Genomic DNA, 26262 nt, shown 5'->3' on the forward strand with positions numbered 1-26262 from the left:
GCTATTTCAAGGAGATAATTGTCGAAAAGCAAGGGTTATGAACTTTGTATGTTCAAAAGTTGGGTTTGTTTAGGAAGGAAATTTCTCTGAAATGAGGTTTTTTTGAAGGCGGTTTCCAGGAGAAACAAAAAAACAGGGTGTCGCGGATTTCTTCATAATATGGCTGCGACACCCTGTTTCGGTACAACTCCCGTTACGTTGTCTAACCCCTTCTGACTCCATTAAGCTCTTCAAATGTCTTCTCTAGAGCATGATATGATTCTTTGAAGAGACCATAGAGTTTCAGGTAATCTTCTTGCTGTTCCCCGATCGGTTCGATCTCTTCGACATCAACGACGAAATTCCGAACCGCTGAGAAATCAAAAAGACCGACCCCCACACCTGCAATCATGGCCGCCCCGATCGAAGTAGCTTCATCGACGTTCTGCGGAATGGTGATAGTCTTTCCGAGAATAGTTGAAATCATGCGCTTCCAAATTCTGCTTTTTATTACTCCTCCAATGACCCTGATCTTACCTATCGGCAAAGATTCTTCCAAGCTTTCCAGAATCCATTTCAGATTCATAGAAACGCCTTCGATTACCGCTCGCACGATATCGATTTTCTTGTGGGAGGCCGACAATCCTATCAAAGTACCTCTTGCATTTGAATTCCACATCGGACTTCTCTCTCCAAGCAGATACGGAAGATATAGTATTGATTCACTATGACGGTGAGATTGGCAGAGTAGGGTGTCGAGATAAGAATAGATATCACGATCGCTTTCTTTCATGGATCCAACACCATACAGAGTCTCCTTAATCCAGCTGTATGAGGTTCCGGCTGCTTGCATAGTACCGGACGGAAAGTAGAGCCCATTTACTGCATGCGCCCCAGAGAACACTCGCATTTCCTTATCAAGTAGAGGCTCTTCTGTAATTGTGGAAATCCAGGCCGATGACCCGAGATAAAGGTAAGTGTCGCCCACTTCAACTGCGCCTGCTCCGACGGCCGCGCTACAACCGTCTCCTGCCCCGAGTATAACTTTGCATGAGCTTGGAAGACCGAGGTCTGCCGCCACCTCTTTCCTTATTTCTCCAAGGTCTGTAATGGAAGCGTGCACATCTGGAAGCTTTGAGCTTTCAATTCCGAGAGCGGAAATCAGTTCTTCAGACCACGTAAGACTAGAGATATCAAATAGAGCTGTCATTACGGCATCGGAAAAATCTGTCGCGAACCTTCCTGTCAGGCGAAGATTTATGTAATCCTTTGCTTGAAGAAACTTGAAAGTTCTTTCATAGAGATCGGGTTCGTACTTTTTCAGCCAGGCTATCTTCAACCCCTGATATGTTGGTGAGAGCCTGGAACCGGTTATTTTGTACAGATCGCTTGCCGGAACTTTCGCTAGAAGTTCTCTTACCTGTTCGCTGCTTCTCGAATCTGCCCAAATTATTGACCTTCTGAGCAGTTTGCCCGATCTATCTACCGGCACTACTGCCATCATCTGGCCGCTAATACTGAGTGCAGAGATTTCTTTTCTGTCGATTTCTGCCATCTGGAGGATTTCGGAGGTAGTCTTGCAGAAGGCAGTCCACCATGCCTCAGGATCTTGCTCAACCATTCCGGGTCCGGGGTAGAAGGTTTCATAACCGGCGAATGATGAAGCGACGAGAGAACCTGTTTGGCTGAACAAAGTCGCTTTATCTCCAGTTGTTCCCAGGTCATGTGCCATTATATACTTCAAGGGAAAACCTCGCTTTCAGAGAGAATGGTTGCTCATGATTTCAGAGGGACCCATTCACGGTCTTCAATAGAATCCCAATCGGCCTCAAAATTGTCGATCGCCTTCAATGTACCGCTGTGTGAAAAGAACTCGTTGTACATACCTACAGGAAGCGACATTCCGTAAATGGGTAGCTCCGCCATCTTTGAGATCTGTGTCAGGGTCTTGAAGCTTGCGGCAATCAACTTCGTCTCGTAGTCGCCGTTGGACAAGACTTTCTGCATACTACCGACAACAGAGAGATCTATTCCCAGATTTTCGATCCTGTTCGCATATGGCGCCACATAGTCGGCGCCTGCCTCTGCAGACATCAGCACTTGAGGAACGGAGAAGACCCCCGTAATCAAAGTATTTATATTCATCTTCTTGAATTCTCTCAAGACCATTATGCCCGTTCGGGAGAAGGGGATTTTGAGAATTATCCTTTCGGGGTCTAGCCGGAAGAGTTCCTGCCCCTCCTTGAGAACTTCATCGTGACCTCTCGAGGCACACTGGACAAAGATAGAGCCCGTGAACCTATTCAACATATCTTTTATGACTTCGAGCGGTTTTCTTTCCGTTTTCTTCAGAATACTGGGATTAGTACTTATCCCGGAAAAGAACCCTAAATCGAACAACTCGCTTATTGCCTGGACGTTTCCATCATCTATAAACAGTTTCATTTATGCCTCCATTCTTATTTTTTTCATGCAAGATCGGTTCTCTCAGGGTATTTTTCGGTAAATTCCCTGTATATTGCCACCGCACTGCTGGAACCGAAGATATCCGCTCCCGCAGCCATGAATTCCTCAACTTGAGAGAGAGATTTCACTCCTCCCGATACCTTTATTCCCTTCTCATCTCCCACGACTCTCTTGATAATCCTGACGTCCTCTACGGTAGTGGCTCTGGAACCGTATCCCGTACCGGTCTTTATGAAATCGACGTGAGGTAGCTTCATCAGAATAGAGCAAGCTTTTTCAATTTCAACTGCGTCGAGATAAGAAACTTCGATAATTACCTTGCAAATGACATCCTTCAGGAGACCGGAAAGATAAGAGACCTCCCTTTCAAAGTAATCCCAGTCTCCGGACTTCATAGCGGAGATGTTGGCTGTTATGTCTATGTCTCTCACTTCGGGGCCGAGCCGAAGCGACTCTCTGATCATATAAGCCTTAGTTTCCGTTGTCTCGAACCCGAAGGGAAAACCCGAACCGCAGGCCGCCGAAATATCCGTACCTCTGACCTTCTTAACCACTCTGTCCATCAAATACCACGGAACAACAATCGCTCTAAAATCACAAGATACGCTATCGTCTATAAAGACTTCTGACTCTTTTATTGTAGCGGTCGCTTTCAGAAGCGTACTGTCGAACCTTTTAGAGAATTTGTCAATCCTTTCCAAAGAGGCACCTCCGTAAGCAAAATTAACGAGAGAATCGAACAAAGCCACCAAAAAATATGATAGCGGTATCATAGTTATCTTGAGTCAATTATATAACAAAAAACTGAGAGAAATTAAATACCCATCCATGAACTAACTTAAAACGAGAAAAAAACTTGACATGATATCTGATTTTGGGATAGAATGAATTAATATATGATAGCGGTATCATAATGAATCATGTATCTGGATTTTGAGCAGGTGATGAGTTATGGCAACAACGCTGGACGACATTGCAAAAGAGACGGGCCTCTCGAGGGCAACGGTAGCGAGGGCGATCGGGAAATATGGATACGTCAGCAAGAAGGCGAGAGAAAAGGTCATAGCGGCTGCAAAGAAACTTAACTACAAGCCAAACTACATTGCCAAGAGCATGGCTACCGGTGAGACGAAGAATATCGGATTGATCGTGGGCGATATTCAGAATCCCTTTTTCTCCACGATAGCGAGAGCGATAAGCGATGTCATTGTTCCCGAAGGGTACAGTTTGATTGTCACAAGTACCGACGAAAAAGTGGAGGTCGAGAAGACATCTATAGATCGATTTTTTCAGAAGCAGGTAGATGGCTTGATTCTCGCTCCTGTTTCGCGTAGCAATTCCGATCATTTGAAGGATCTTGTGAAGTCCGAGATACCCATAGTGCTGATTGACAGAATCATTGAAGGCCTTGATGTTGACATGATTGTAAGCGATGACCTCGGTGGAGGTTTTGAGGCAGCTCAATATCTTTTGGAGCTTGGTCACAGGAGAATCGGTTTCCTTTCGGATACGCTCGACATAAGTACAAACTACGATCGGATTGCTGGATACAGGGAAGCGCTTTCAAAGTATGGCATAGAAGAAAAACAGTCGTGGGTCAAGCTTGGCGGCTTTACGATTGAGGGAGCTTACAAAAGCGGCGTCTCTCTCCTGGGTCAGAACAAAGATATTACAGCGGTAATAGCAACAAACAATTATATGGCGGCGGGACTCCTTCTTGCTGCGAAGGACATGGGAATTGAGATTCCGCAAGATCTATCGGTCATAAGCTTCGATGATATTGTTTGGTTTGATCTATGTAATCCTCCAATAACATCAGTGGCTCAGGATACGAGAGAAATCGGCAGTATAGCCGCAAAAAGAATATTGATGAACATGAGGGGTCAGAGATATGAAAAGGGACTCATCAGACTGCCTACACGACTGATCATAAGGGAATCATGTACCTCACCAAAAGACTAATTAAACTTCTTGATAGATATTTGGAGGTGTTTGGATTGACACTGGAAGATTTTTTGACTGATGCAAAACAAAGCGTACTCTTTACTGCCCCTTCTCTTGAGAAGGATCTTTCCGCATTCCTTGAAGAGCATACAGAAAGGATCAAGAATCTTGCGAAGACTGCTTTAGATAAAGGCTATAAGCAGATTTACTGGGTAGGTAGCGGGAACTCCTGGTGCAATCTCTATTCAGGAGATTATATACTCAACAAGATGACGGATCTTCCCTCTAATTACTACAAGAGTTATGATTTTATATGGACGAATCCTTCAAGACTTGACAAGGACGCACTTGTAATATTGGCCTCCTTCTCTGGAAATACCGAAGATACTGCGGCAGCACTTAGATTTGCCAACGAAAAGGGAGCGACAACGATTTCATTTACAAGCAAACCCGACAGCATTCTGGCAAGAGAAGCCGACGAATCGATAGTCTACGATTCTAATGGACTGTTTATACTTCCACTCGCCGGAGCCTTCATATTCAGTCTTGAAATAGCCAGGCTAAAAGGGAGAGACGTTTCGAAGTTAGACGAACAGATAAAGATAATGCCGGAGCTACTGGGCAGAATATACAAGGAAGAGGAGTCAAGAGCTTACAGACTAGCCAGGAAGTATCAGGAGAGTGACCTCTTTTACGTGTTAGCAAGCGGAGCGGCCTACGCCATAGGCTATAAGTTCGGACTGACTGTCTTTATGGAAAACATGAGAGTCAACGCTTCATTCATGGAAACGTCGGAATTCAGGCACGGCCCTGCGGAAATGCTGGACGGTCACAAGCCGTTAATGGTCTTCCTTGTGGGGAGCGACGAATCTAGAGACATGAGTGAACGGGTCATAAAAATCGCTGAGTCTAACGGTGCAGAGATAATACGCTTTGATGTGAAGGATTATGGCGACTTCGACCCACTCTTCGCCCCCTTCCTTCTGATGATCCCTCTCCAGTGGTTCGCAGTATATTCGGCGTACTACAGGGGCATCTTCGATCTCGATGAGAGGGTCCTTATGGGAAGAGGAAAGATGTCAACAGGTAATCAAATAACCTGGCCATGATTTTTTCATAACAGGGAGGATTGAAGGCAGATGAGATTCGAGAATGTATTGGTTGTTGATCCTATCGATGGAGAGTTTGTGGGAAGTGTTGAAACTGAAGAAAACGTAATCTCGAGAATTGAGAGAATTCAAGGGGCTCAAGAATTCGAAAGAATACTGATGCCGGGATATGTCGATCCTCACACTCATGGCTCAGTAGGTGTGGACACTTTTTCCATGAATCAAAAAGATCTCGAAAAGTGGGAGAACTTCCTTTACACTCAGGGAGTGACTTATTTCCTGCCTACTACTATGTCATCGACTCCTTCGGCAATCCTTTCTGCTGCTAGAGTAGTAAGAGATTACATAAACAATAAAAGTATGACTTCAGTTGGGGGCATTCACTATGAAGGCCCCTACCTGAGTTTGAAAAGAAAGGGAGCTCAGAATCCAGAACTCATTCGAAGCATAGACCTGAAGGAAATTGAGGAGACGCTAATCGAATCGGTGAAGCTCATTACTATGGCTCCGGAGCTGGAGGGATTCTCACAGGCGCAAGAACTGATACAGAAGCGCGGTATAACTCTTTCGTTGGGACATACCGATGCAACTTACGAAGACATGGAGAGAGCATATAACCAAGGCTGCGATAGAATAACCCACTTTCCAAACGGGATGAACACTCTTCATCACAGGGAGCTGGGCTGCGTTGGAGCTGTTCTTTCGCTGCCTTTTTCGGTAGAGATGATAATTGATGGAATTCACTCTTTGCCGGGTTTTGTGAGGTTTACCTTTGGAATTAAAGGCGCGAAGAAGATTATGATAGTTACAGATACTATCGATGCGACAGCCATGCCCGATGGAGAGTATGAACTGGGCGGACAGAAAGTCATTCTGAAAAATGGAAGACCTACTCTTGAGGACGGAACAATTGCCGCGGCCGTACTTGTCTTCAGCGGAGCTGTAAGAAATTTCAGAGAATTCACCGGCTGTTCATTGAAGGAACTTGCAATGGTATCATCTCTCAACTCCCTGAATTCCCTGGGCATAAAGGACCGCGGAAGAATCTCCGAGGGCTATCGTGCAGATCTGGTATTGCTCGATGGAAATCTTGAAGTTGAAGAAACCGTTCTGAACGGGAAGACGGTGTTTAAATCCTGAGTAGGGCTTCTTTCTACCCAGTTACGGAGGGATTCTGTGGAACCAATAAAAGTGTACATCGTTGACAACGGTACGGCGGAGATCAAGACATTATCCGAACGGATTTCCAAACTGAGGTGGAATATTCACGTAGAAACGGTTTCAGAGGATCCCTTTGTCGGAGAAACCTCAAGGTCCAATCAGTTCTATACGCTGAACAAGTATCTCAAGAGCAAGTATGAAGGGTTTTCTAGCCTGATTGACGACATGATCTTCCTGGTAAGCCTTGACGACCCATTGAGGCCCGGCAGGATAGTCGAAGCAAACAACAGTGCAGCCGAAAAACTTGGATACTCATACGATGAACTTCTTGAGATGAGCTTCTATTCGGTGGCCGGTGATCTTGATTCTCAGATAAAGAAGATAAGGGCCGATCTTCAGATAAAGGGAATGTGTACGACGGATTCATTTCTAACCATGAAGAGCGGGGAGAAACTTCAGGTAGAAATTTGCCTGAAGGTTCTTGATCTTCAGAACTCCATAGTCACAATGGTGGTGGCACGAGATACAAGTGCCTACAGGAAGGTGGCAGCGGAGCTCCAGTGGAGGCAGAATTTTGAACGAGTCATTTCGGAGGTTTCCGGAGCGCTCAAGGAATTCGAGAACATAGACGACGCGATAGAAAAGGCACTTGGACAACTTGGCGAGCTAACCTCCGCTGACAGATCCAATGTCTTCTTGCTGGACTACAGGACAAATTCGACCAGGAACACCCACGAATGGTGTAGGGAAGGTGTCAAGAGTGCCAAATCTCATCTTCAAAGCATGCCGTTCAAGGAGTTCTCCTGGTGGATGAAAGAGATGAAAAAAAGCGGGGTACATTCTTATGTGGTCAGTGAACTCCCTGAGGAGGCGAGCAGAGAAGCCGAAGTCCTTGCACAGCAGGGAATCGTTTCACTTGTCGTCATTCCGATTTCTTCTCGGCATAGGCCCGTCGGTTTCGTCGGACTGGAAAGGCTTAGCGGCAAATTCGATTGGAGCGGGGCAGACATAGAGCTTCTTGAGGTCTTCGCGGGATTGATATCCGGAGTAATCGAATACTCGAGGTTCATGTGAAAAACCTAGAGGTTAGAGGACAGAGGTATGAAGATCAAGAACGGTCTGAAAACCTTACAATCCGTCTGAACTTGTTTCAGCATCTCGATGATCCTAAGAACCCCAGTACGCTGATGAAAACCGCGTTACCCGTCAACGGTCCTCCGTCCCCGCCAAGAATACCGGTTCTTCGTTCCGTCGCTGCGCGTCCAGGTTGCTCGTTCTTGGTAAAGAATTCCGTCATGACTGAAAATGAGGTCCGTTCTTGATGTGCACACACCACGTCGACGATGGAGCCGTCGACACCCCTCTCGAGAGGGGATTAAGAGCTTTTCAATATCGCGGAACCTTACCTACCCTCCTTGCTTTTCCCTTTTCTCTACTCTCTGAATAATGGTTTGACTAAGAACGGTTATTCCGAAAACGCCCAATTCCGTCATTCCGACAAAGCTCCTGGTCGGAATCTTGATGAATTGCTTCACGGCTCTCCCGGCGAACGGATAACCGTCCAACGGCTACCCGGTTTCACTCTGCTCTTTCCAACGACCAACCTGTTACCCCCAACCTCGGTTTATTTCTAAGTCCAGATCCTGAACAGGAGCGCGAGGATGACAGAATAAGTTCGTTCTGATCAGATCACTTTAATTTGCTTGCTCCTTTTCTTTGGTTTTTGCCTCCTGGCGCTTAAGCGCCAGCATCACTTCCCCGGATGCTCTTCCGGGCATCACTTCCTCGCGCCAGCGAGCCTCACTTCCTGCCGGAGGCAGCATCGCTTCTGATCTTGATGCCACCAACCCCCCTGACCTCGTTTTTCCTCGCTTCTTATTTCGTAACTATTGTGTTATAAATGAAATGGTACGTAATCGAAATCATAGGAGCGAAGATGAAACGAGTCAATATCCTGAATGAAAGCATGATGAGTGCCCTCCTTAAACTCGCCTGGCCGGCCGTTATTACAATGCTCTTTCAGACTGTTTATAACATGGTCGATGCATACTGGCTCGGGAAGTTGGGAAAGATAGAGATTTCAGCACCCACAATTGCGTGGCCTGCAATCTTCTTGCTTATCTCTATTGGTGGAGGATTGGCGGTGGCCGGACTTGCGTTAGTCTCTCAGAATCTCGGAGCAGGAAGAAAGGAAGAGGCCTCACATGTGGCCGGACAGGTTATTTCCATAAGCTTTGCCGTTGCAGTGATTCTAGGTCTTCTCGGCGCGATCTTCTCCGAGGCCGTTTTGAAGCTCCTCAGTATTCCACCAGAACTACTTTCAGTAACCAATACATATATGAGAACGATCTTTCTGGGAGCTCCCTTCACCTTCACGATGTTCACTTTCAACTCACTCTTCACCGCTATTGGTGATACAAAGACTCCGATGTACTTGATGGGTTTCTCTGTAACGGTGAATGCACTTCTCGATCCTCTCTTGATATTCGGTATAGGCTTTCCGAGGCTGGAGGTCTTCGGAGCCGCTCTTGCAACTGTAATTTCAAGAGGAGTTGTAGTGATTATCGCGACGGTCATAATATTCAAAGGAAAGAGAGGATTCAAAGTCAATTTCAGAGATCTTAGGCCAAAGTGGAAGACTCTTGCCCGCGTCTTGAGGATAGGTCTTCCCTCCTCTGCCGGACAGTCGATAACGGCTCTTGCATTCCTAATAATTACGTCGATGGTTGCTGGCTTCGGTTCGGTTGCAACCGCTGCTCTGGGTGTGGGAAACAGGATAACATCCCTTGCTACGATGTTCTCTTTCGGCCTTTCCCAGGCAACGTCGTCGATGGTTGGGCAGTACCTTGGCGCCGGAAGAAAGAATGATGCCTATTCAGTTGTATGGAAGGCGACTGGAATAAACGTGTTGATTGTTGGAGTGATCTGTACCGGCACGTTCTTCTTTGGGAAGGAAGTGACGGCGTTTTTCATCAACGACCCGCTTGTATTGATTGAAGGAGAGAAGTACTTCAGAATAGTCTCCTTTTCGATACCGGTCTTCGCAAGTTACAACATCTTCGACATGGCCTTAAGAGGCTCGGGCCACACGGTTCAGTCCATGATCCTAAATATCGCAAGACTTTGGGGAATACGCCTTCCTCTTATATATTTCTTTGGTTTGTCCATGGGAACCACAGGAATATGGTACGCGATGCTCGCAAGCAATCTAGCGATTTCCTCTGCGGCGGCCATAGTTATTTTCATGAAGCGGTGGCTCAAACCGGTTATTTAGTATAGATCATGTCAAGTCCAATGTGAGGTAATTACTACCGTTTACAGACGATGTCTTCGATATGTTACCAAAATTCTCTTCATTGTTTCACTTCTTAATATTTCCTTATTGTCATTAGTGGTACTATTCGTACAACATGCAAATGCTCGAATTTCTTCGTTCTGGCTAGTTAAATGTACTTTCGGGGGAATAATTAGCTTAGAACGCTGATTTCTGTACTTGCTTAGATTTGTAAGAATGTGCATCAAATTATGGGTTAGTCTCATTCACTTGTAACCACTTCAGGAGGAGGTAGAAGTATGAGAAAACTCTTTGTAATTCTTTTAGTCGTCTTTCTTTCCGTATCAGCGCTTGCTTCAATCAAAGTAGGTGCGATTCTTCCGATGACCGGTGGAGTCGCAGCGTTTGGCCAGATGATCTGGCAGGGAGTCGAGCTTGCCAACGAGCTTTTCCCGGAGGTTCTTGGGGAGAAAATTGAAATCGTCTTACTAGACAACAACTCCGACAAAGTTCAGGCCGTTAACACCGCCCGTCGTGCGATCGAGCAGGAAGGGGTTGTTGCAATTATCGGGCAGGTAATAAGCTCGAATACGATTGCCGGAGGAACGGTTGCAGAAGAAAACGGAGTTGCAATGGTTTCTCCCAGCTCAACAAATCCCCTCGTAACTCAGGACAAAAAGTATGTTTCCCGCGTCTGCTTTAGCGATCCCTTCCAGGGGGTTGCGGCAGCGATGCTGGCATTCAACAACATGGGCGCGGAAAATGTTGCCGTCTTCGTAGACGTTGAGCAGGATTATGCAGTCGGGTTTGCAAATTACTTCAAGGAAACGGCTCTCGAGCTTGGTGGAAGCGTATTCTACGAGTACTACAAATCTGGAGATCAGGACTTTACGGCCCAGGTTTCCGATGCCATCTCCAAGGGCGCCGGTGCCTTCTTCATTCCCGGATACTATCAGGAAATCGCTCTCATAGCCATCCAGGCCAGACAACTTGGTTTCTACGAGCCGATAATAGCAGGTGACGGGGCGGCCGTGCCGGAAACTATTGAAATCGGTGGAGATGCCGTAAACGGACTCTACTTTACAACTCACTACGATGCAGGAAGTCCAGCAATCACAGAGAATGCGAAGCTTTTCGTAGAAGCCTACACCGCCAAGTACGGTGAAGCGCCCGGAACATTCACCGCCCTCGGGTTCGACACATATCTGGTCGTCAGGGACGCAATAGAACGTGCGGGGAGCACAGATAGAGAAGCCATAGCCAAGGCCGTTCGACAGACAAAGGATTTTCCTGCCGTGACGGGAATAATCACTATCGATGAAAACGGTGACGCGATAAAGTCCGTTGCGATTGTAAAGATTGAAAACGGTAAGTTCGTGTACGATACAACTATAAATCCGTAGTAAAGAAGGTGGGGCTAAAAGCCCCACCCTCCCCTTTCTCTTTTCAATCGGCCGGAGGTGTAAGCTTGGATCCTAAGACTCTTCTACAGAACTTTATCAACGGTCTTAGTCTCGGTTCCCTTTATGCCCTGATAGCGATAGGCTATACAATGGTTTACGGGATTTTAAGGCTGATCAATTTTGCTCATGGCGACATCTTCATGATGGCCGTCTATTTTGCTCTGTTCTTTGTGACTCTTGCGCAGCTTCCGTGGTATCTTGCGGCCATTCTTGCCGTAGCTTGCGCTGCTCTTCTTGGATTTACGGTTGACAGGATTGCCTACAAACCTATCAGGAATGCTCCTAGAATATCGGCGCTGATAACGGCTATCGGTGTTTCTTTCTTTCTTGAAAGTCTTGCGGTAGTCGTATTCTCCGGTATCCCGAGATCATTCCGTACTATCTTCCCCCAGTCTCTCAATGAAATGATTATCATCGGCGGTGAGATGGAGGTCAAATATGGGAGAGAGGTGATAGTCGGCGGGATAAGATTTCCGGTAATCTCTCTCATAACACTTATCGTTGCTGCAATTGCGCTCGTCTTTTTGTGGTGGTTCATCTTCAAAACAAAGGTGGGAATGGCTATGAGGGCCGTTTCCCTGGATATTCAGACGACATCGCTTATGGGAGTCAATGTCGACAGGGTAATCGGAATGACATTTGCACTCGGCTCGGCGCTTGCAGGGATTGGTGGAATACTCTGGGCAATAAGATATCCCCAGGTCTGGCCCTATATGGGATTTATACCCGGAATGAAGGCCTTTGTCGCCGCCGTCTTCGGAGGAATAGGTTCAGTGCCGGGAGCGGTTCTCGGAGGTCTGATACTTGGAATAACCGAAGTCATGATGGTAGGAATAATGCCCGGGGCGGCAGGTTACAGAGATGCCTTCGCCTTCTTCATCCTGATAATCGTCCTTTCAATCAAGCCATCCGGTCTGCTTGGAAGGCCTGAAATAGTAAAGGTGTGATTGAATGAAGAAGCGGACCAAAATGATACTCACTTTGATAGCATTACCCTCCATAGCGCTTCTTCTTTTTCTTTCGCAGGAATTACTGAACAGCTATTATTCGAGAATAATAACGCTTATTGGTATATATGGAATCATGGCGGTAAGCCTTACATTGGTTAATGGAATATCGGGAGTCTTCTCGCTGGGACATGCAGGGTTTATTGCGGTTGGAGCATACACTTCCGCGCTCCTGACTCTGTCGCCGGAGCAAAAGGAAATGACCTTTCTCATTGAGAAACTGGTGTGGCCTTTGAACTCTATTCAGATTCCCTTCTTCTGGGCAACGATAATTGCCGGTCTCGTCGCGGCCGTATTTGCTTTCCTGATCGGTTGGCCGTCTTTGAGGCTTACAGGCGACTACTTTGCAATTGCGACCCTCGGCTTTTCCGAAATAATCAGGATCTTTGCGCTTAATCTCAATTCAATAACAAACGGGGCGCTGGGCCTAAAGGCGCTTCCCGATCACACGAATGTCTGGTGGGCATGGGGCTGGTTGTTTGTTACCGTAGCCACTGTCCTGAGTCTTGCTTACAGTTCCTTTGGAAGGGCCTTGAGGGCTATACGAGAAGACAGAGTCGCGGCTCAAGCGATGGGGATAAATGTCTTCAAGCATCAGTTGACTGCCTTTGTTCTTGGCGGGTTTTTTGCGGGGATTTCCGGGTCTTTGTACGGACACTGGCTCAGCACAATCGATCCTAGGACAAATACGTTTGGCATCCTTCTCACCTTCAACGTTCTGATAATGATAGTTCTCGGCGGGCTGGGAAGCATAACAGGAGCTATAATTGGCGGAGCGCTCTTTGCTTTCCTTAGTGAGTGGCTACGCTTCCTCGAGGGTCCCATGAATATCCTGGGTTTCAAGATTATGGGCATAAGCGGGATGAGAATGCTCGTCTTCTCGGGACTCTTCGTGATAATTATGATCTTCTGGCCGAGGGGACTGATGGGAAGAAGTGAGTTCTCCTGGGATGGACTCGTTTCTGTTTTCAAGAGGAGATACAAGAGATGAGTCTGCTCACACTTGATAATGTCACAATGAAGTTCGGCGGACTCACCGCAGTGAAGGATGTAACGCTTCGCGTAGAAGAAGGCGAGATCTTTGGCTTGATCGGCCCGAACGGTGCCGGAAAGACGACGATCTTCAACATGGTAACGGGACACTACAAACCCACAAATGGTCGTATATTGTTCAGGGATAATGAGATAACGGCGCTCCAACCGGATAAGATAACAAGAACTGGGATTGCAAGGACTTTTCAGAACATCCGTCTGTTCAGAGATCTTACCGTTTTAGAGAACGTAATGGTTTCTCAACACCATACGATTGCAAGCAATGGAAAGGCCGTAAGCTGGTTTTTCAAAAGCGTTTCCAGACTGGGTTATTCCAAGAAAGAACAGGAGATGAGAAACAAGGCTCTTGAACTGCTGAGTGTTCTCGGTCTCGAAATGCTGGCGAATGAAAAGTCCAGCGCGTTATCTTATGGTTCGCAACGACTACTGGAGATTGCAAGGGCAATGGCGACGGGGGCGACTCTTCTCCTTCTCGACGAACCGGCCGCCGGTATGAATGCCTCTGAAACGGCAGGCCTTGTAGATACTATCAGAAGGATTCGCGACGATTTCGGCCTTACAGTTCTGCTCATAGAGCATGATATGAAACTGGTAATGGGGCTTTGTGAAAGGATAATGGTTCTGGATCACGGAAGGACCATCAGTGAAGGGGACCCCGCCTTTGTTCAGAAGGACGTGAGGGTTATCGAAGCCTATCTGGGTAGGGAGTGGGTTACGGTTGGCAAATGAAATTCTCAGCGTTGATGAGCTCCAGGTTTCATACGGTGTCATCAAGGCAGTAAAAGGCATAACGCTCTCCGTTGAGGAGGGCAGTATTGTAACTATAATAGGCTCTAATGGCGCCGGGAAGAGCACCACGCTTGGTGCCGTAAGCGGACTGATAAGGCCCTCCGGTGGAAAAGTCTCTTTCAGAGGAAACAATATCAACAGGCTGGGAGCCGCCAGAACGGCAAAGCTTGGGATTTCTCTCGTACCTGAAGGAAGGAGGATATTCTCAAATCTCACGGTTAGAGAGAATCTTCTTATGGGAGCATACAACAGGAAGGACAAAGAAGAGATAGAAGGCAACTTCGAGGCGGTCTTCTCGCTTTTCCCTGTTCTAAAAGAGAGATTGAAGCAGTCCGGAGGAACGCTTTCCGGTGGAGAACAGCAGATGCTGGCTATAGGTAGAAGCCTTATGGCGAATCCCGATCTAATAATGATGGATGAACCTTCGCTCGGTCTAGCACCCATTGTCGTTGAAGAGGTTTTTCAGGCAATCCAGACACTCAATTCGCGGGGAGTTACCATACTGCTTGTCGAACAGAATGCGGCCAAGGCCCTTGAAATATCGAAATATGCTTATGTGCTGGAAACAGGAAAGATTACACTTCAAGGTTCAGCAAAGGAACTACTTGAAAGTGAAGAGGTTAGAAAAGTGTACCTGGGAATTTGAGAGAATCACCCTTAGGCCCCTTTTTGCGGGGCCCTTTTCTTTTTTCTTATGTGCGCCCGCAGCCCCGGTTCTTCTCCCCGCAAAATCCTCTGAATATTCTCGAGATTTCTAGCTATCATGATTACTGCAATGGGTATCAAAAGAAGAGATATTCCCCATCTGTACCCAAAGATTCTGAAAAGGAAGATCATTACTGAAGAGACTGCAATAATGCCCGGAGCCGCGTAGTCCGTAATCGCGATAAAAGCGAGAAGTATGACCATACAGATCAGGGCGACCTGGTAATCAAGACCTATAAGGCCACCGGCCAGTGTTGCGGTTCCCTTCCCACCCTTGAACCTCAGAAAGACGGGATACATATGACCGATCGCGGCAAAACTGGCCGCAATGAAAAGCATCTGATAGGTCCAGTGAGGGGAGACGCCCTTAATAATCAAGATCGTTCCCAGGCCCTTCATGAAGTCGATAGCTCCAGTGAGGATTCCAATCTTCCAGCCCTTTACGGCAACCATGTTGGAAGCTCCCATATTACCGGTGCCCTGTTTTCTTATGTCGAATCCATAGAGACTCTTCCCGATGAGAAATGCTGTGGGAATGGATCCAATCAGATAGGCCAAGAGCGCGGAGAACAAGATTTCCATATCTACGTCACGACTTCTTTCTAGGGAACCAGGGGACAAATGCGTTTGTTTCTTTCATGTACTCCCTGAATGCCGGGTACTGCTTGTATTTCCGTTCCAGATAGGGCACTCCAGAAACGAATCTCAACAATATGGTTATTGTTATCGGGCTTATGATTGCCCATATTCCCCCTTCAATTGAAAGGGCAATGACGAATATACCCCACCACTGAACGGCCTCGCCGAAATAATTGGGGTGGCGAGAGTATCTCCACAAACCCTTTGTCATTATCTCTCCGGGTTTCTTAGTCTTCACGAAATCCCTCAACTGCTTATCTGCTATTGCTTCGATGGAAAAGCCGCAGACCCAAATAAGAATTCCGAGAACGTCCAAAAATCCAAATGACCTTCCCGAATGGCTATTAATTAGCATTACTGAGTAAGAGATAATCACCATAAAAAGGCCCTGCAACATATAGATCTGCAAGAAGGATCTTATCAATACCTTCTCTCCCCACTTCTCTCTCATCTGAACGTAACGGAAATCCTCACCACGCCCCCAGTTTCTTTTGAAAATATGTGTGGTCAATCTGATTCCCCAAAACGCAATCAAGATAGTCGTGATTACCTGCCTTGCATTGAACTCTCCATACACGAAGAGCGTGAACAAAGCAACAACAACGAATCCAGCGCCCCAGCCTATATCGACAACGGAATTGTCTTTCTTTAAAGTGCCGATAGCAAAGAACAGAGACATGTAAGCAAGGACCACTAAAGAACTGGAAAGAATCACATAAGTCATCTCTTCACCTCACTTGATATTGACATCGGGAGACCAGGTGTCTCTTTCGCAAAGCACGGAAACGCTTACAGCACCGACCCCCGCGCTAATACCAACAACAGGGGAGACTTCCATAATGTACTCGGGCTTCTTTCCAAGCAGTTTCATGAGGCTTTCCTCGTACGCTTTTGCGGTCCTGTGGGCATGAGCGTGAGTAATATTGTAAGATACAACGCTGCACTTTCTGTTCAGCTCTTCCACAAAACCAAGTATCTTTTTCATGTTGCCTAACTTGCTGAAGGCCTTTCCGTAGAGTTTCGAATTTCCTTCCTTGTCTACCGATACAATCGGCTTAAGATTCATTGCCTTACCGACCAGCCCTAGAACTGGACTTACCCTTCCACCTTTCACCATGTACTTCAAAGTGTTGACACTCACGAAGATCCTTGTGTTTTTTGACAGGGACTCGATTGTTTCTGCGATTTCATCGTGGCTACGACCTTCCTCTATCATTCTGGCGGCCGTGAGCGCGAGCAGACCAATGGACCCCGAAACATGCCGGGAGTTTATTACGCTGATCTTTTTGTCCTTCATGCGTTCTGCGGCTTTGGTGCTGGCGTTCCATGTACCGCTTAGTTTGTCCGAGACGTGGATAGCTATAATAGAATCATAATGGGTTCCAAGAAAGTGGTACAAATTCTGGAAAGTGTTCAATCCCGGTTGAGCCGAAACCGGATAGTCCTCCGTCGTGTCGAGAAGCGTGTAGAATTGATCTGCCTTCAATGTTATTTTGTCTAGATACTGACTCTTGCCGAAGTTGAGATACAATGGCACCATCTGAATCTGGTAGTAGTCAATTACCTCCTTCGGTAAATCGCAAACGGAGTCAACAACAAGTGCGATCGGATACTTCCTCTTCTGACTCACCCTGTACTGCATCTCCATGTCATCGACTTTCTGCTGAGTAACTGTGCCGAAGTCCTTCAGCTTGAAGAAGAGCTCTGCCGGTTCATTAGTATGAACGTGGATTCTTGCCTTAGTGTCCGTTCCCGCTACCAGGGCGGAATCTCCGAACTGACTGATGATCGACTTTATTCCATTGACGTCCAGTCGAGAACCTTCGATTATCGCCTCGGTGCAGTATCTGTTCTTGATGTTGCCTTCATCTATATGGACGTGTTTTTTCAATTCGATATCGGGGATGATCTCGTCTTCAAGATTGACGCCTCTTCCGCTCAGAAAAGTCTTTATACCTTCGATGAAGGCTACGAAGCCCTTCGCTCCGGCGTCGACTACGCCGGCCTTCTTCAGCACGGCCAGCTTCTCCGGTGTTTCTTCGAGAGACTTGAGCGCTACTTCGTTCGACCGTTCGACCATCTCGAAAAACGATCTTTCCGAGTCTTCTATGGCGATCAAAGCCTCGGCCCAATCCTTCATCACGGTCAGCATCGTCCCCTCGACGGGGGTTACCATAGCATCATAGGCATATGAAATCGCTTCATGTGCTGCCTTTGCGAAGGTCTTTCTATCGATACTGTCTCTGTCTCCAATGATGGTACTCAGTCCGTGCATATACTGGGCGAATATCGCTCCAGAGTTTCCACGAGCTCCCATGAGTGCGGCATCGGCTATCGATCGCGTTGTCTTGCCAATCGAATGAGAGACATCTGTCAGCTCAAGAATAGATCGCATCGTAGAGGCGAGATTCGTCCCGGTGTCGCCGTCGGGAACAGGAAAGACGTTTATCCTGTTCAGGTCGTTCTGCTCTCTTATTACGGCAGTGGCACCAGAAGAAAAGGCATTGAAGAACATCGTTCCGTCAAGCAGATTCAAAAATTTGGAGCTCATCGTTACCTCCCACTAATTAGTTCGATTATTGATATGTTAGCACAATGACCGGGGATTAGTCAGATGGTCACGATACATAAAAAAATCGCCCGCTGAAAGCGGGCGATCGGGTTCCTTATATGGACAATCGATTACTTCGCAATTCTAACTTTTGCTGCCTGAGGACCCTTTGGACCGTCTTCGACTTCGAATTCGACTCTCTGTCCTTCGTCAAGGGTCTTGAAACCGTCCATCTCAATAGCTGAGAAATGAACGAAAACGTCCCCACCGTCATCCTTAGTAATGAATCCATAACCTTTTGTTCCGTTGAACCACTTTACTGTTCCTGTCATACTTAAATGTTCCTCCTTAAAACTACCTTGCACCACTTGCAAAGCGATAGTGTCCTTTGGACAGAATGATTATAACACACACAACTGAATAAAATGCAAGCCGATTCCAAATGAATTTGATTATTTCTAAAATGCAAGCTGTTCAATATGCGAAAAGCCGCGCACATAGTAGTTGCTATGCATTATCAAAAGTTCCTTTTTTTCTGTCCAGAAGTTCCTTCAGGCCCAGTAAAAGCTTGTGAAACTCTCTGCACTGATAGATTTCCGGTTCTAGATTCCCATATTTGACTGGAACATAGATTTCCGTAAGTTCAATTAGAAGATGCTTCAGCGAAGCCTCCGTCTCCTGAATCAGTTCGAAGGGAGTTAGCTGGCAATACTCTTCAAAGTAGAACTCTCTTAACCACTTGTAGCTTGAGATAATGAATTCTCTGTCCTCACTGAATTTGGGAGGTACAGACGCGCTTTGACGAACCTCCGTCAAGATCGTGTCTTTGGATTTAAGAGTTGAAGATACAGTCTGGTTCTTTCTAGCAATGACTGTCACAAAATACGCAAGAAGGCCAGAAAGAAGGAGAATTCCAGCTAGAGTCGACCATCTGAGAATATTGTAAGCCGCCGATTTGTTAAGGATGGCTTCGGGTTCATCTTCTTCGTTTTCTTCAGGCAGTCCTGTAACCGATTGGGAAGGCGCAAAGGACGTCTGATTGGAGGGACCGCCCGTCCCTAATACGATCTCTTCGGAAAGAGGGAGAGATCTTAAATACATGAATCCTCCAATCAGTACTGCCACTACCGAAAGAAGAACAATAGACGGAGGGATAAGACGACTCCATCGCCCCATTTCCAGGATGGCCTTCCTGGATACAACAATTACAAGGATCAAAGCTATTGTGTAGAATCCAAAGAGAAAGACAGAGTCTATAAGCCGTACCTCGGCGACTTCTTCAAGGACAAGAAAATCGATATCATCTGCAGAACCTCTTGAAGAGGGTCGAGATGTCAATACCGTAGCGTCTTTGGTGAGACCCTCTTCTGGGAATAATTCCTTTTCGCTTTCTACTAGGTTGGCCGTAGAGGTTCTTTCTTCATTTGATAAGATGCCTCCTCTGTAGTTTCCCAAAAGGCTCAGAGAAAGCAGGGGGATCAAGATTGAGAGCAAAAGGAAGAGTCTTGGAACATTACGTGTCATGAGAAGTCTGACAAGGATTACGGCAAGTGTAATGTAAGCTCCGGTTTGAAAGAGACTGGGACTAAAAGAAAGCGAAACTCCTACCATGAAGAGACCGGGAACTGCAAGACGGACACTTCTGTCCATCGAGAGTATTACTCCTACAATAGATCCCAGTGCGGAAAGCGATTGTACGACATCCGTTCTCAAGACGCCTATAAGCAGTATCGTAGTAGTGAAGAGTAAGACCGGGAGAACGAAGTAGATACTGCAGCCGGCCTTCGTTCTTCCAAAGTAGAAGAGAAAGCCTACCATTCCTGCGAGGATTAGTGCTAAAACAACTCCACCGGAAAAGAACAGCTGTACATAACTGACAGCGAATACAACGATCGAGGCGGCTATAGAGGTTTTGTCTATTTTAGAGATCTAGAAGCACCTCCTGAATCGACTGGTCGTCTCCGACCACTCGTACGATTATCTGCTCTTCTTCGAGGAAGGCCGCGCGTTTCTTAAGCTCATCGATCGTTTTCGGAAGCATCTGATAAGATACGTTTCTCTTCATCCACGGTTCTCTGGGACTGAACGGTATTATAAGGACTACGACTCTACTGGCGTGAGACCTTGCCCTCAAGAGTTGGGGCAGAATCTCCTCGCCGAGATATAGCGATATTAGGACAACAGTTGTCGAGGGATCGAACTGTTCAAGGTCGTCTTCAATTATTTCGCATAGCTGAGATCCATGATCGATACCCTTTGTATTTGAAAGGGCTTCGGCGAAGTCTATCCAGTCTCTTCCCCGATCGCTCAATCTCAATACCTCTTCTCCCACGCTTACCAGTCGTATACTTCCTCCGGATCTGTAGGAAAGCCTTATTAGACCTAGGGCAAGCTGAACGGCTATCTCTTCGTAATCTATCCTTATCCTTTCCCAGACATCACGGGCAAAGACCTCTCTCGAAAGATTCAGATCCAGATAGAGAACTGTTTTGCTCACGGCAGTGTATCCAAATTCCTTACTCATTAGCTTTCCGAGTTTTGCCGAGGCGTTCCAGTGTATCCTGTTCAAAGATTCTCTCTCGTATTCTTTTATTCCTTTGAAGTCAATGGGATCTTCCATCAGTCTGAAGTCGCTCTCTCTTCCGGGAAGTAGTTCTCTTAACCTTAGAGGAAAGGTTTCAAGATCCATCACTTTGGGAAGTACAAGTACCGATTGAGGCGTATAATACGTGGCGCTGTGAGAAAAGAGTCCCAGCGGATCTCTGCAGGCAACGATTAGTCTCGAAAGATCTTTCTCGCCACGTCTTCTGAAAACCACCTTGGATTCTACTCTGCTGTCCTCGGTAGAGGAAAGGGAGATCGAACTCTCTCTTGATGCTGCGTACTCTCTCTCGGCTCTAATGACAGGGATTACAGTGAGACTGAGAGAGATGAAAGGTACCCTACGAATATTGTGAACGAGAGTAAGGGTTTCGCCCGGAAAGAGCCTTTCTCTATCAACGGAGCGATCTATTGTAAGATTTTTCAGGATGAGTTTAGAAAGATTGTAGTAAATCCATACAACCGCAGAGAGGGTCAAAAACATTGCCGAATAAACATTGAAAAAGAAAAGAGACCAACCGACAGAGAAGCCCGTCGCAATTATGAGCGGTCCTTTTCGAGATCTTATCTCCTCCAGCTCAAGTCTTTTCATTATTGATCGGTATTGGGAGAGATTCGACTATTTCGTTTATTACATCCCTGTTAGTCCTTCTCATAAGCCGGGCTTCAGGCTTGATTATTATTCTGTGGGAAAGAATATCGCAGGCCGTTTCCTTGACATCATCGGGAATGACGAATCTTCTGCCCCTGATACCTGCAAGGGCCCTGGCCGTTTCCATAAGGGCGATCGATCCCCTTGGACTTACGCCAAGCTGTATGTCTCGGTGGCTTCTGGTCTCGTTTACGATGGAGATAATGTATTGGAGAACGGAGTCTTCTATTTCTACTTCCTTGACCTGCTTTAGAACGGAATCGAGTTCGTCCTGACCGGATACTGGCTTTAGAGAAGTTATGGGATGTTCGTCGGAGATTCCCTTTAGAAGTTTTCTTTCGCTTTGCTCATCGGGATATCCCATCGTTAGGGAGATGGAGAATCTATCAAGCTGCGCCTCGGGAAGCGGAAACGTTCCTTCAAACTCGACCGGGTTTTGAGTGGCAATTACGAAGAAGGGTTTCTCCATCTGGAAACTCCTTCCGTCAACTGTAACCTGTCTCTCGGCCATCGCCTCGAGAAGAGCGGACTGCGTTCTTGGGGTCGTTCTGTTTATTTCATCTACGAGAAGAATCTGGGTGAAGATTGGACCCTTTCTGAAGTTGAACTCGTTTGTCTTGAGGTTGAGAATACTTATGCCGGTTACATCACCAGGCAGAAGGTCCGGAGTGCACTGCAATCTGTTGAATTCCAGCCCGAGAGAAATCGCCAGGCTTCTCGCCAGCATGGTCTTACCCACGCCCGGCACGTCGTTTATCAAGACGTGTCCACCGCTTATCAGAACGGCCAGTACCCTCTCTATAGTCTTTTCCTTTCCAACGATTACCCTGGAAATATTCTCCTTGATCTTGCTTCCGAATTCTCCAATAGAAACCATCTTTCACCTCTTAGGAAGTCTGCAGCCTGTAGAAGTGTAACACATGCAAACAAATGCTCGCAAACCCTTCCAACTTTCAAAGAAAAACGCATCTCTTCTAGGAGACGCGTTTTTTTGAACGAGCTCTGATTGCCTTGTTAGGCTCTATACTAAAGGCCGAACCGAATCTCGTTCCACAGAGAGTTGTAGATTCTAAGATCCTCTCCAAGGTCCTTTATCAGTTCTGTATTTTCCATCTCTTTGGCAGAGTAGACAGGTTCTTCTTCCATAAGTTCTCTTGCCGGTACATTCGGTGAAGGTAAGAGAAGATAATCAGAAATCTTTGCGGCAACATCCGGCCTCAATATGTAGTTGATGAACAAGTGGGCGTTATCGATATTTTTGGCCCCCTTCAGGATTACAAAACTGTCGATCCACAAAGTGCTGCCTTCAACCGGAATGAAGAAATCGATGTCCTCGAGCTCCTCTTCGGTCGCCTCGTAGAAGATGTTTTCTCCGTAGCCGTGCACAACCCAGAATTCCCCGGATAACACGCCCTTAGCGAAGAGTTCACTGTCGAATTTCGCAATGTTTTCCTTCCAGGTAAGTATTAGTTCCTTTGCCGCCTGGAGCTCAGCCGTGTCTGTTGTGTTTACCGAGTAACCAAGAAACTTGAGTGCCGCTCCGAAGACCTCTCTCATGTCGTCCAGCAACGACATCATTCCCTTGAACTGGGGCAGTTCAAAGATCTTCCAAGACCTAGGATAGCTCTCTACGTACTTCGTATTGACTGCAATTCCCGTAGTTCCTACCATGTAGGGAATGCTGTATGTGTTTTCGGGATCGTAGTACATCTGCTCAATGACAGAGGGATCGATATTGACCAGATTGGGTATCAGAGATTTGTCTATCGGAATGAGCATATCTTCCTTGATCATTATGCTGGTGTAATCTGCAGAGGGCATTGCAAGATCGTATCCTCGTGCTCCGGCCTTGATCTTGGCGAACATTGTCTCGTTCGAATCGTAGCTGTCGTAAGTCACATTTATGCCATACTCCTGCGAAAAGGCTTCAATAACCTCACTGGGAATGTAGTCCGACCAACCGTAGATTATGAGATTTCCCTGACCTAGTGTGAGCACGGAAACGAAAAGTATGGCACCTACGATTGTCAGTTTCTTCATCAATTGTTCCACCTCCTAAAAGATTAGCTTCCTGAATCTGCTTCCAAAGAAAGAGATAAATAGAGTCCCAACCAGGAGCAGAGTCGAAAGCGCATTTATTACCGGGGAAACCCCGAACTTTATCATTGAAAAGATCTTTAAAGGTAAAGTGGTAGATCCCGGACCGGCAACAAAAAAGGTAATGACAAAATCGTCTATCGACAATGTCAGACTCAGCAGAAAGCCTGCCATTATCCCTGGCATTATCATCGGAAGAATCACTTTTCTGAAGACCTGATTGGTCTTCGCGCCCAGATCTCTTGCCGCCTCGACCACAGAATAGTCGAAGTCCTCCAGTCTGGTCATCACCGTCACCGTGACATATGAGACACAAAAGGTTACATGCGCTATGAAAATCGTGAAAAGACCTAATGGAATGCCTATTGCAACGAAGAATATCAGCATCGATACACCCATTAAAATGTCCGGGATTATGAGGGGCGTATAAACCAGTATGCCGAGGTAGCCTTTCAACCTTGACTGATACCAGTAGAGGGCCATTGCCGAAAAGGTTCCTATAGCTGTCGCCACAAGGGACGACGAAAAAGCTATGATGACTGTGTTGAGAAAGGCTCTCCACACATCGGCCTGTCTGAACAGCTCAGAATACCACTTCAAAGTGAAGCCCGTCCACGAAACACCCTGTCTGGAGCTGTTGAACGACAGTAGAACTAGAGCGATAATCGGCAGGTATAGAAAGACGAAGGCCAGAGTGGCTATGGTCATAGAGAATCTGCGCTTCCCGATTACCTTTTTCGTCTCCATCAAATCTCCTCCTCGTTCATATAACTTTCGCGAACGGTAAGCCGTCTCTTGGTCTGGACTTTGTTTATTCTCATATAAACGAGGAGACCCAGAGTGGAGATCAACAGAAATATCATCGAAATCGCAGAAGAGGAGGGCCAGTTCCTTGCCGCCGTCAGCTGTTTGGCAATTAGGTTTCCCAACATCGCTCCGTCGGTCCCACCCACAAGGTCGGGGATAGCGTAAGAACCGAGGGCAGGTATGAATACCAGGATTATTCCTGCTATGATCCCCCCTCTGATCGAAGGGATAAGAACCTTCATTATCGCCTCGGTTCTCTTTGCACCTAGATCCATGGCGGCTTCTACGAGACTGAAGTCGAACTTTTCTATCGCGCTGTAAAGCGGTAGTATCATGTACGGAAGATACATATAGGATATGACAAGTATTACTGAACCCGGCGTATACATGAGCGTCAAGGGTCTATCGAAACCGATGAACTGTAAAAACGAGTTAATAACCCCATTTCTTCCAAGAATAACCATCCACCCGAATATCCGCACAAGGAAATTCGTCCAGAATGGGACGATTATGAGGGTTAAAAGGATATTGCTTCTCTTCGAGGTAGCTATGAAATAGGCAGTTGGCAGTCCAATTCCCAGACATATGACTGTTGAGACAAGAGATATCCACACGGTCTTCCAGAGTATCTGCCAGTATCCAGCACTGCCGAGCATTCTGGTGTATGCAGCGAGTGTGAAGGGAAGTTCTACTCCTCCATATATTCCCGGAGTGAGAAAGCTGTACAGTATGATTATCAAATATGGAATCAAAAAGAAAACGGTAAGCCACAGGACCCCGGGCATGGAGATCAGAAATCCGGTCAGATTCCGCTTACTCTTCAACAGGAACACCGCCTGTCTCTCTTAATACATAACTGTCATCGGCAAACCACCAGACATAGACATCGTCTTTCCACGTGATGATTACTTCATCGAACAAGTATCTAACGTGTTGCTTGAACGCCTTTAGATATGATTGGCCAATAGCTACCGTGTACTTCGTCTGATTCCCAAGGTAGATAGTCTCGTCGACGACGCCCTTCAGCACATTCAACTTGACACCTTCGGGAGCGACCGGCATATCCCTAGTAACCTTAACCTTCTCAGGTCTCAACGATACCTGAATTTCCTGCCCCTCTATCACTTCCATATCTTTGTAGAACCAGATCTCTCCAAATTTCTCGGTGTCCAGCAGGAAGTACTCGTCTTCTACTTTCACGACATTCCCTGTGAAGAAGTTAGTTTCTCCTATGAAGTTGGCTACAAAGGCGTTTACTGGACTCTCGTAGACTTCGAAGGGTGTTCCAAGCTGTATGATCTCCCCCTCATTCATGACGGCCACATGATCGGAAATCGACATAGCTTCACTTTGATCGTGAGTTACATAAATAAATGTTATGCCCACTTCATCATGAATCGTGTCTAGCTCTACCAGCATGTGTTGCCTTAGTTTCGCGTCGAGAGCCGCAAGGGGTTCATCGAGAAGCAACACTGTCGGTCTCCCCACAAGGGCCCTTGCAATTGCCACTCGCTGTTTCTGACCTCCGGAGAGCTGGGAAGGCATTTTCTCAACGTGGCCATTGAGACGCGTAAGCTCTATCATTTCCTTGACCTTACGCCTGACCTGATCCTCTGGCTCTCTTCTCAGTCTAAGGCTGAACGCAATGTTCTCGAATACATTTAGATGAGGAAAGAGTGCGTAGTTCTGAAAAACAGTATTGACTTCCCTTTCGTTTGGGGGTGTACCGATAATGTTCTTTCCGTTGAGAGTTATGTTTCCGAAGGTGGGGTCCTCAAATCCGGCGATCATTCTTAGTATCGTAGTCTTCCCACAACCGGAGGGACCCAGAAGAGAGAAGAACTCGCCCTGTTCTATCGTAAGAGAAACGTTGTCCACAGCAGTGAAAGAATCGTCGAAGATCTTGGTCACGTTCGAAAGGACAACGGAGTACTCTTTCAATTCATTCTCACCTCCAGTCATCGT

25 protein-coding genes are annotated in these 26262 nt (G+C 46.7%); 10 read left to right on the forward strand and 15 right to left on the reverse strand.

Going from position 1 to position 26262, the window contains the following annotated elements; translation table 11 throughout:
- Positions 1 to 202 precede the first annotated feature (202 nt).
- Genes V513_RS08285 through deoC form a run of 3 tightly spaced genes read right to left on the reverse strand, consistent with a single transcriptional unit; the run spans position 203 to position 3146 of the window.
- Positions 203 to 1723 carry a xylulokinase gene (locus tag V513_RS08285; protein WP_099772364.1) on the reverse strand — a complete coding sequence of 507 codons (1521 nt, stop codon included), beginning with the start codon at positions 1721 to 1723 and terminating at the stop codon, positions 203 to 205.
- Between the two features lie 32 nt (positions 1724 to 1755).
- Entirely contained in the window at positions 1756 to 2424 is a 669-nt protein-coding gene (locus tag V513_RS08290) for a transaldolase family protein (protein ID WP_099772365.1), read from the reverse strand.
- 23 nt (positions 2425 to 2447) lie between these two features.
- Positions 2448 to 3146, reverse strand: coding sequence for a deoxyribose-phosphate aldolase (deoC, locus tag V513_RS08295; RefSeq protein WP_099772366.1), 699 nt, complete (start codon positions 3144 to 3146; stop codon positions 2448 to 2450).
- A 250-nt stretch (positions 3147 to 3396) separates the two neighbouring features.
- On the opposite strand from deoC, the gene V513_RS08300 reads away from it, so the two are divergent.
- Genes V513_RS08300 through V513_RS08315 form a run of 4 tightly spaced genes read left to right on the forward strand, consistent with a single transcriptional unit; the run spans position 3397 to position 7733 of the window.
- Positions 3397 to 4407: a substrate-binding domain-containing protein gene (locus V513_RS08300; RefSeq protein ID WP_006489499.1), complete on the forward strand. Its 1011-nt coding sequence runs from the start codon at positions 3397 to 3399 to the stop codon at positions 4405 to 4407.
- Positions 4408 to 4433: 26 nt separating this feature from the next.
- On the forward strand, positions 4434 to 5498 hold the full coding sequence (locus V513_RS08305) for an SIS domain-containing protein (RefSeq protein ID WP_257212024.1): 1065 nt from the start codon (positions 4434 to 4436) through the stop codon (positions 5496 to 5498).
- Between the two features lie 30 nt (positions 5499 to 5528).
- Positions 5529 to 6638: an N-acetylglucosamine-6-phosphate deacetylase gene (gene nagA, locus V513_RS08310; protein ID WP_099772368.1), complete on the forward strand. Its 1110-nt coding sequence runs from the start codon at positions 5529 to 5531 to the stop codon at positions 6636 to 6638.
- A gap of 36 nt (positions 6639 to 6674) precedes the next feature.
- Positions 6675 to 7733, forward strand: a complete 1059-nt coding sequence (locus tag V513_RS08315; RefSeq protein ID WP_006489496.1) for a GAF domain-containing protein — start codon at positions 6675 to 6677, stop codon at positions 7731 to 7733.
- Positions 7734 to 8353: 620 nt separating this feature from the next.
- On the opposite strand, the gene V513_RS08325 is transcribed toward V513_RS08315, so the two are convergent.
- On the reverse strand, positions 8354 to 8503 hold the full coding sequence (locus V513_RS08325) for a hydrolase-like protein (RefSeq protein WP_099772502.1): 150 nt from the start codon (positions 8501 to 8503) through the stop codon (positions 8354 to 8356).
- A gap of 56 nt (positions 8504 to 8559) precedes the next feature.
- On the opposite strand from V513_RS08325, the gene V513_RS08330 reads away from it, so the two are divergent.
- From V513_RS08330 to V513_RS08355, 6 genes are all read left to right on the forward strand, one after another.
- Positions 8560 to 9933, forward strand: a complete 1374-nt coding sequence (locus V513_RS08330) for an MATE family efflux transporter (RefSeq protein WP_099772370.1) — start codon at positions 8560 to 8562, stop codon at positions 9931 to 9933.
- 299 nt (positions 9934 to 10232) lie between these two features.
- Positions 10233 to 11336: an ABC transporter substrate-binding protein gene (locus V513_RS08335; protein ID WP_099772371.1), complete on the forward strand. Its 1104-nt coding sequence runs from the start codon at positions 10233 to 10235 to the stop codon at positions 11334 to 11336.
- 65 nt (positions 11337 to 11401) lie between these two features.
- Positions 11402 to 12343 carry a branched-chain amino acid ABC transporter permease gene (locus tag V513_RS08340; RefSeq protein ID WP_006489487.1) on the forward strand — a complete coding sequence of 314 codons (942 nt, stop codon included), beginning with the start codon at positions 11402 to 11404 and terminating at the stop codon, positions 12341 to 12343.
- A gap of 4 nt (positions 12344 to 12347) precedes the next feature.
- Positions 12348 to 13394 carry a branched-chain amino acid ABC transporter permease gene (locus tag V513_RS08345; protein WP_257212025.1) on the forward strand — a complete coding sequence of 349 codons (1047 nt, stop codon included), beginning with the start codon at positions 12348 to 12350 and terminating at the stop codon, positions 13392 to 13394.
- On the forward strand, positions 13391 to 14185 hold the full coding sequence (locus V513_RS08350; protein ID WP_099772372.1) for an ABC transporter ATP-binding protein: 795 nt from the start codon (positions 13391 to 13393) through the stop codon (positions 14183 to 14185). The genes V513_RS08345 and V513_RS08350 overlap by 4 nt, the downstream gene beginning before the upstream one ends.
- Positions 14175 to 14891: an ABC transporter ATP-binding protein gene (locus V513_RS08355; RefSeq protein WP_006489481.1), complete on the forward strand. Its 717-nt coding sequence runs from the start codon at positions 14175 to 14177 to the stop codon at positions 14889 to 14891. The genes V513_RS08350 and V513_RS08355 overlap by 11 nt, the downstream gene beginning before the upstream one ends.
- 11 nt (positions 14892 to 14902) lie before the next feature.
- On the opposite strand, the gene V513_RS08360 is transcribed toward V513_RS08355, so the two are convergent.
- The 11 genes from V513_RS08360 to V513_RS08410 all read right to left on the reverse strand — a co-directional run bounded on the left by V513_RS08360 (position 14903) and on the right by V513_RS08410 (position 26259).
- Positions 14903 to 15532 (reverse strand): glycerol-3-phosphate acyltransferase, encoded by a 630-nt coding sequence (locus V513_RS08360; RefSeq protein WP_014731880.1) that lies wholly within the window; start codon positions 15530 to 15532, stop codon positions 14903 to 14905.
- Positions 15533 to 15539: 7 nt separating this feature from the next.
- Positions 15540 to 16313: a DUF1295 domain-containing protein gene (locus V513_RS08365; protein ID WP_099772373.1), complete on the reverse strand. Its 774-nt coding sequence runs from the start codon at positions 16311 to 16313 to the stop codon at positions 15540 to 15542.
- Positions 16314 to 16322: 9 nt separating this feature from the next.
- Positions 16323 to 18140 (reverse strand): DAK2 domain-containing protein, encoded by a 1818-nt coding sequence (locus V513_RS08370; RefSeq protein WP_099772374.1) that lies wholly within the window; start codon positions 18138 to 18140, stop codon positions 16323 to 16325.
- A 131-nt stretch (positions 18141 to 18271) separates the two neighbouring features.
- The gene (locus tag V513_RS08375) at positions 18272 to 18472 is read right to left on the reverse strand and encodes a cold-shock protein (protein ID WP_006489472.1); all 201 of its coding nucleotides are present in this window, start codon (positions 18470 to 18472) and stop codon (positions 18272 to 18274) included.
- Between the two features lie 175 nt (positions 18473 to 18647).
- Positions 18648 to 19958, reverse strand: a complete 1311-nt coding sequence (locus V513_RS08380; protein ID WP_099772375.1) for a hypothetical protein — start codon at positions 19956 to 19958, stop codon at positions 18648 to 18650.
- A gap of 103 nt (positions 19959 to 20061) precedes the next feature.
- Entirely contained in the window at positions 20062 to 21333 is a 1272-nt protein-coding gene (locus tag V513_RS08385; protein WP_099772376.1) for a DUF58 domain-containing protein, read from the reverse strand.
- On the reverse strand, positions 21320 to 22270 hold the full coding sequence (locus V513_RS08390) for an AAA family ATPase (protein ID WP_014731885.1): 951 nt from the start codon (positions 22268 to 22270) through the stop codon (positions 21320 to 21322). Before V513_RS08390 ends, V513_RS08385 begins: the two co-directional genes overlap by 14 nt.
- A 149-nt stretch (positions 22271 to 22419) precedes the next feature.
- Entirely contained in the window at positions 22420 to 23433 is a 1014-nt protein-coding gene (locus tag V513_RS08395; RefSeq protein WP_099772504.1) for an extracellular solute-binding protein, read from the reverse strand.
- Positions 23434 to 23448: 15 nt separating this feature from the next.
- A complete protein-coding gene (locus tag V513_RS08400) occupies positions 23449 to 24237 on the reverse strand; it encodes an ABC transporter permease (RefSeq protein WP_014731887.1) in 789 nt (262 codons plus the stop codon).
- Positions 24237 to 25130: an ABC transporter permease gene (locus tag V513_RS08405; RefSeq protein ID WP_373561613.1), complete on the reverse strand. Its 894-nt coding sequence runs from the start codon at positions 25128 to 25130 to the stop codon at positions 24237 to 24239. Before V513_RS08405 ends, V513_RS08400 begins: the two co-directional genes overlap by 1 nt.
- On the reverse strand, positions 25111 to 26259 hold the full coding sequence (locus V513_RS08410) for an ABC transporter ATP-binding protein (RefSeq protein WP_041928324.1): 1149 nt from the start codon (positions 26257 to 26259) through the stop codon (positions 25111 to 25113). The genes V513_RS08405 and V513_RS08410 overlap by 20 nt, the downstream gene beginning before the upstream one ends.
- Positions 26260 to 26262 lie beyond the last annotated feature (3 nt).

This window comes from Mesotoga sp. H07.pep.5.3, from assembly GCF_002752615.1.
Classification (GTDB): Bacteria; Thermotogota; Thermotogae; order Petrotogales; family Kosmotogaceae; genus Mesotoga; species Mesotoga prima.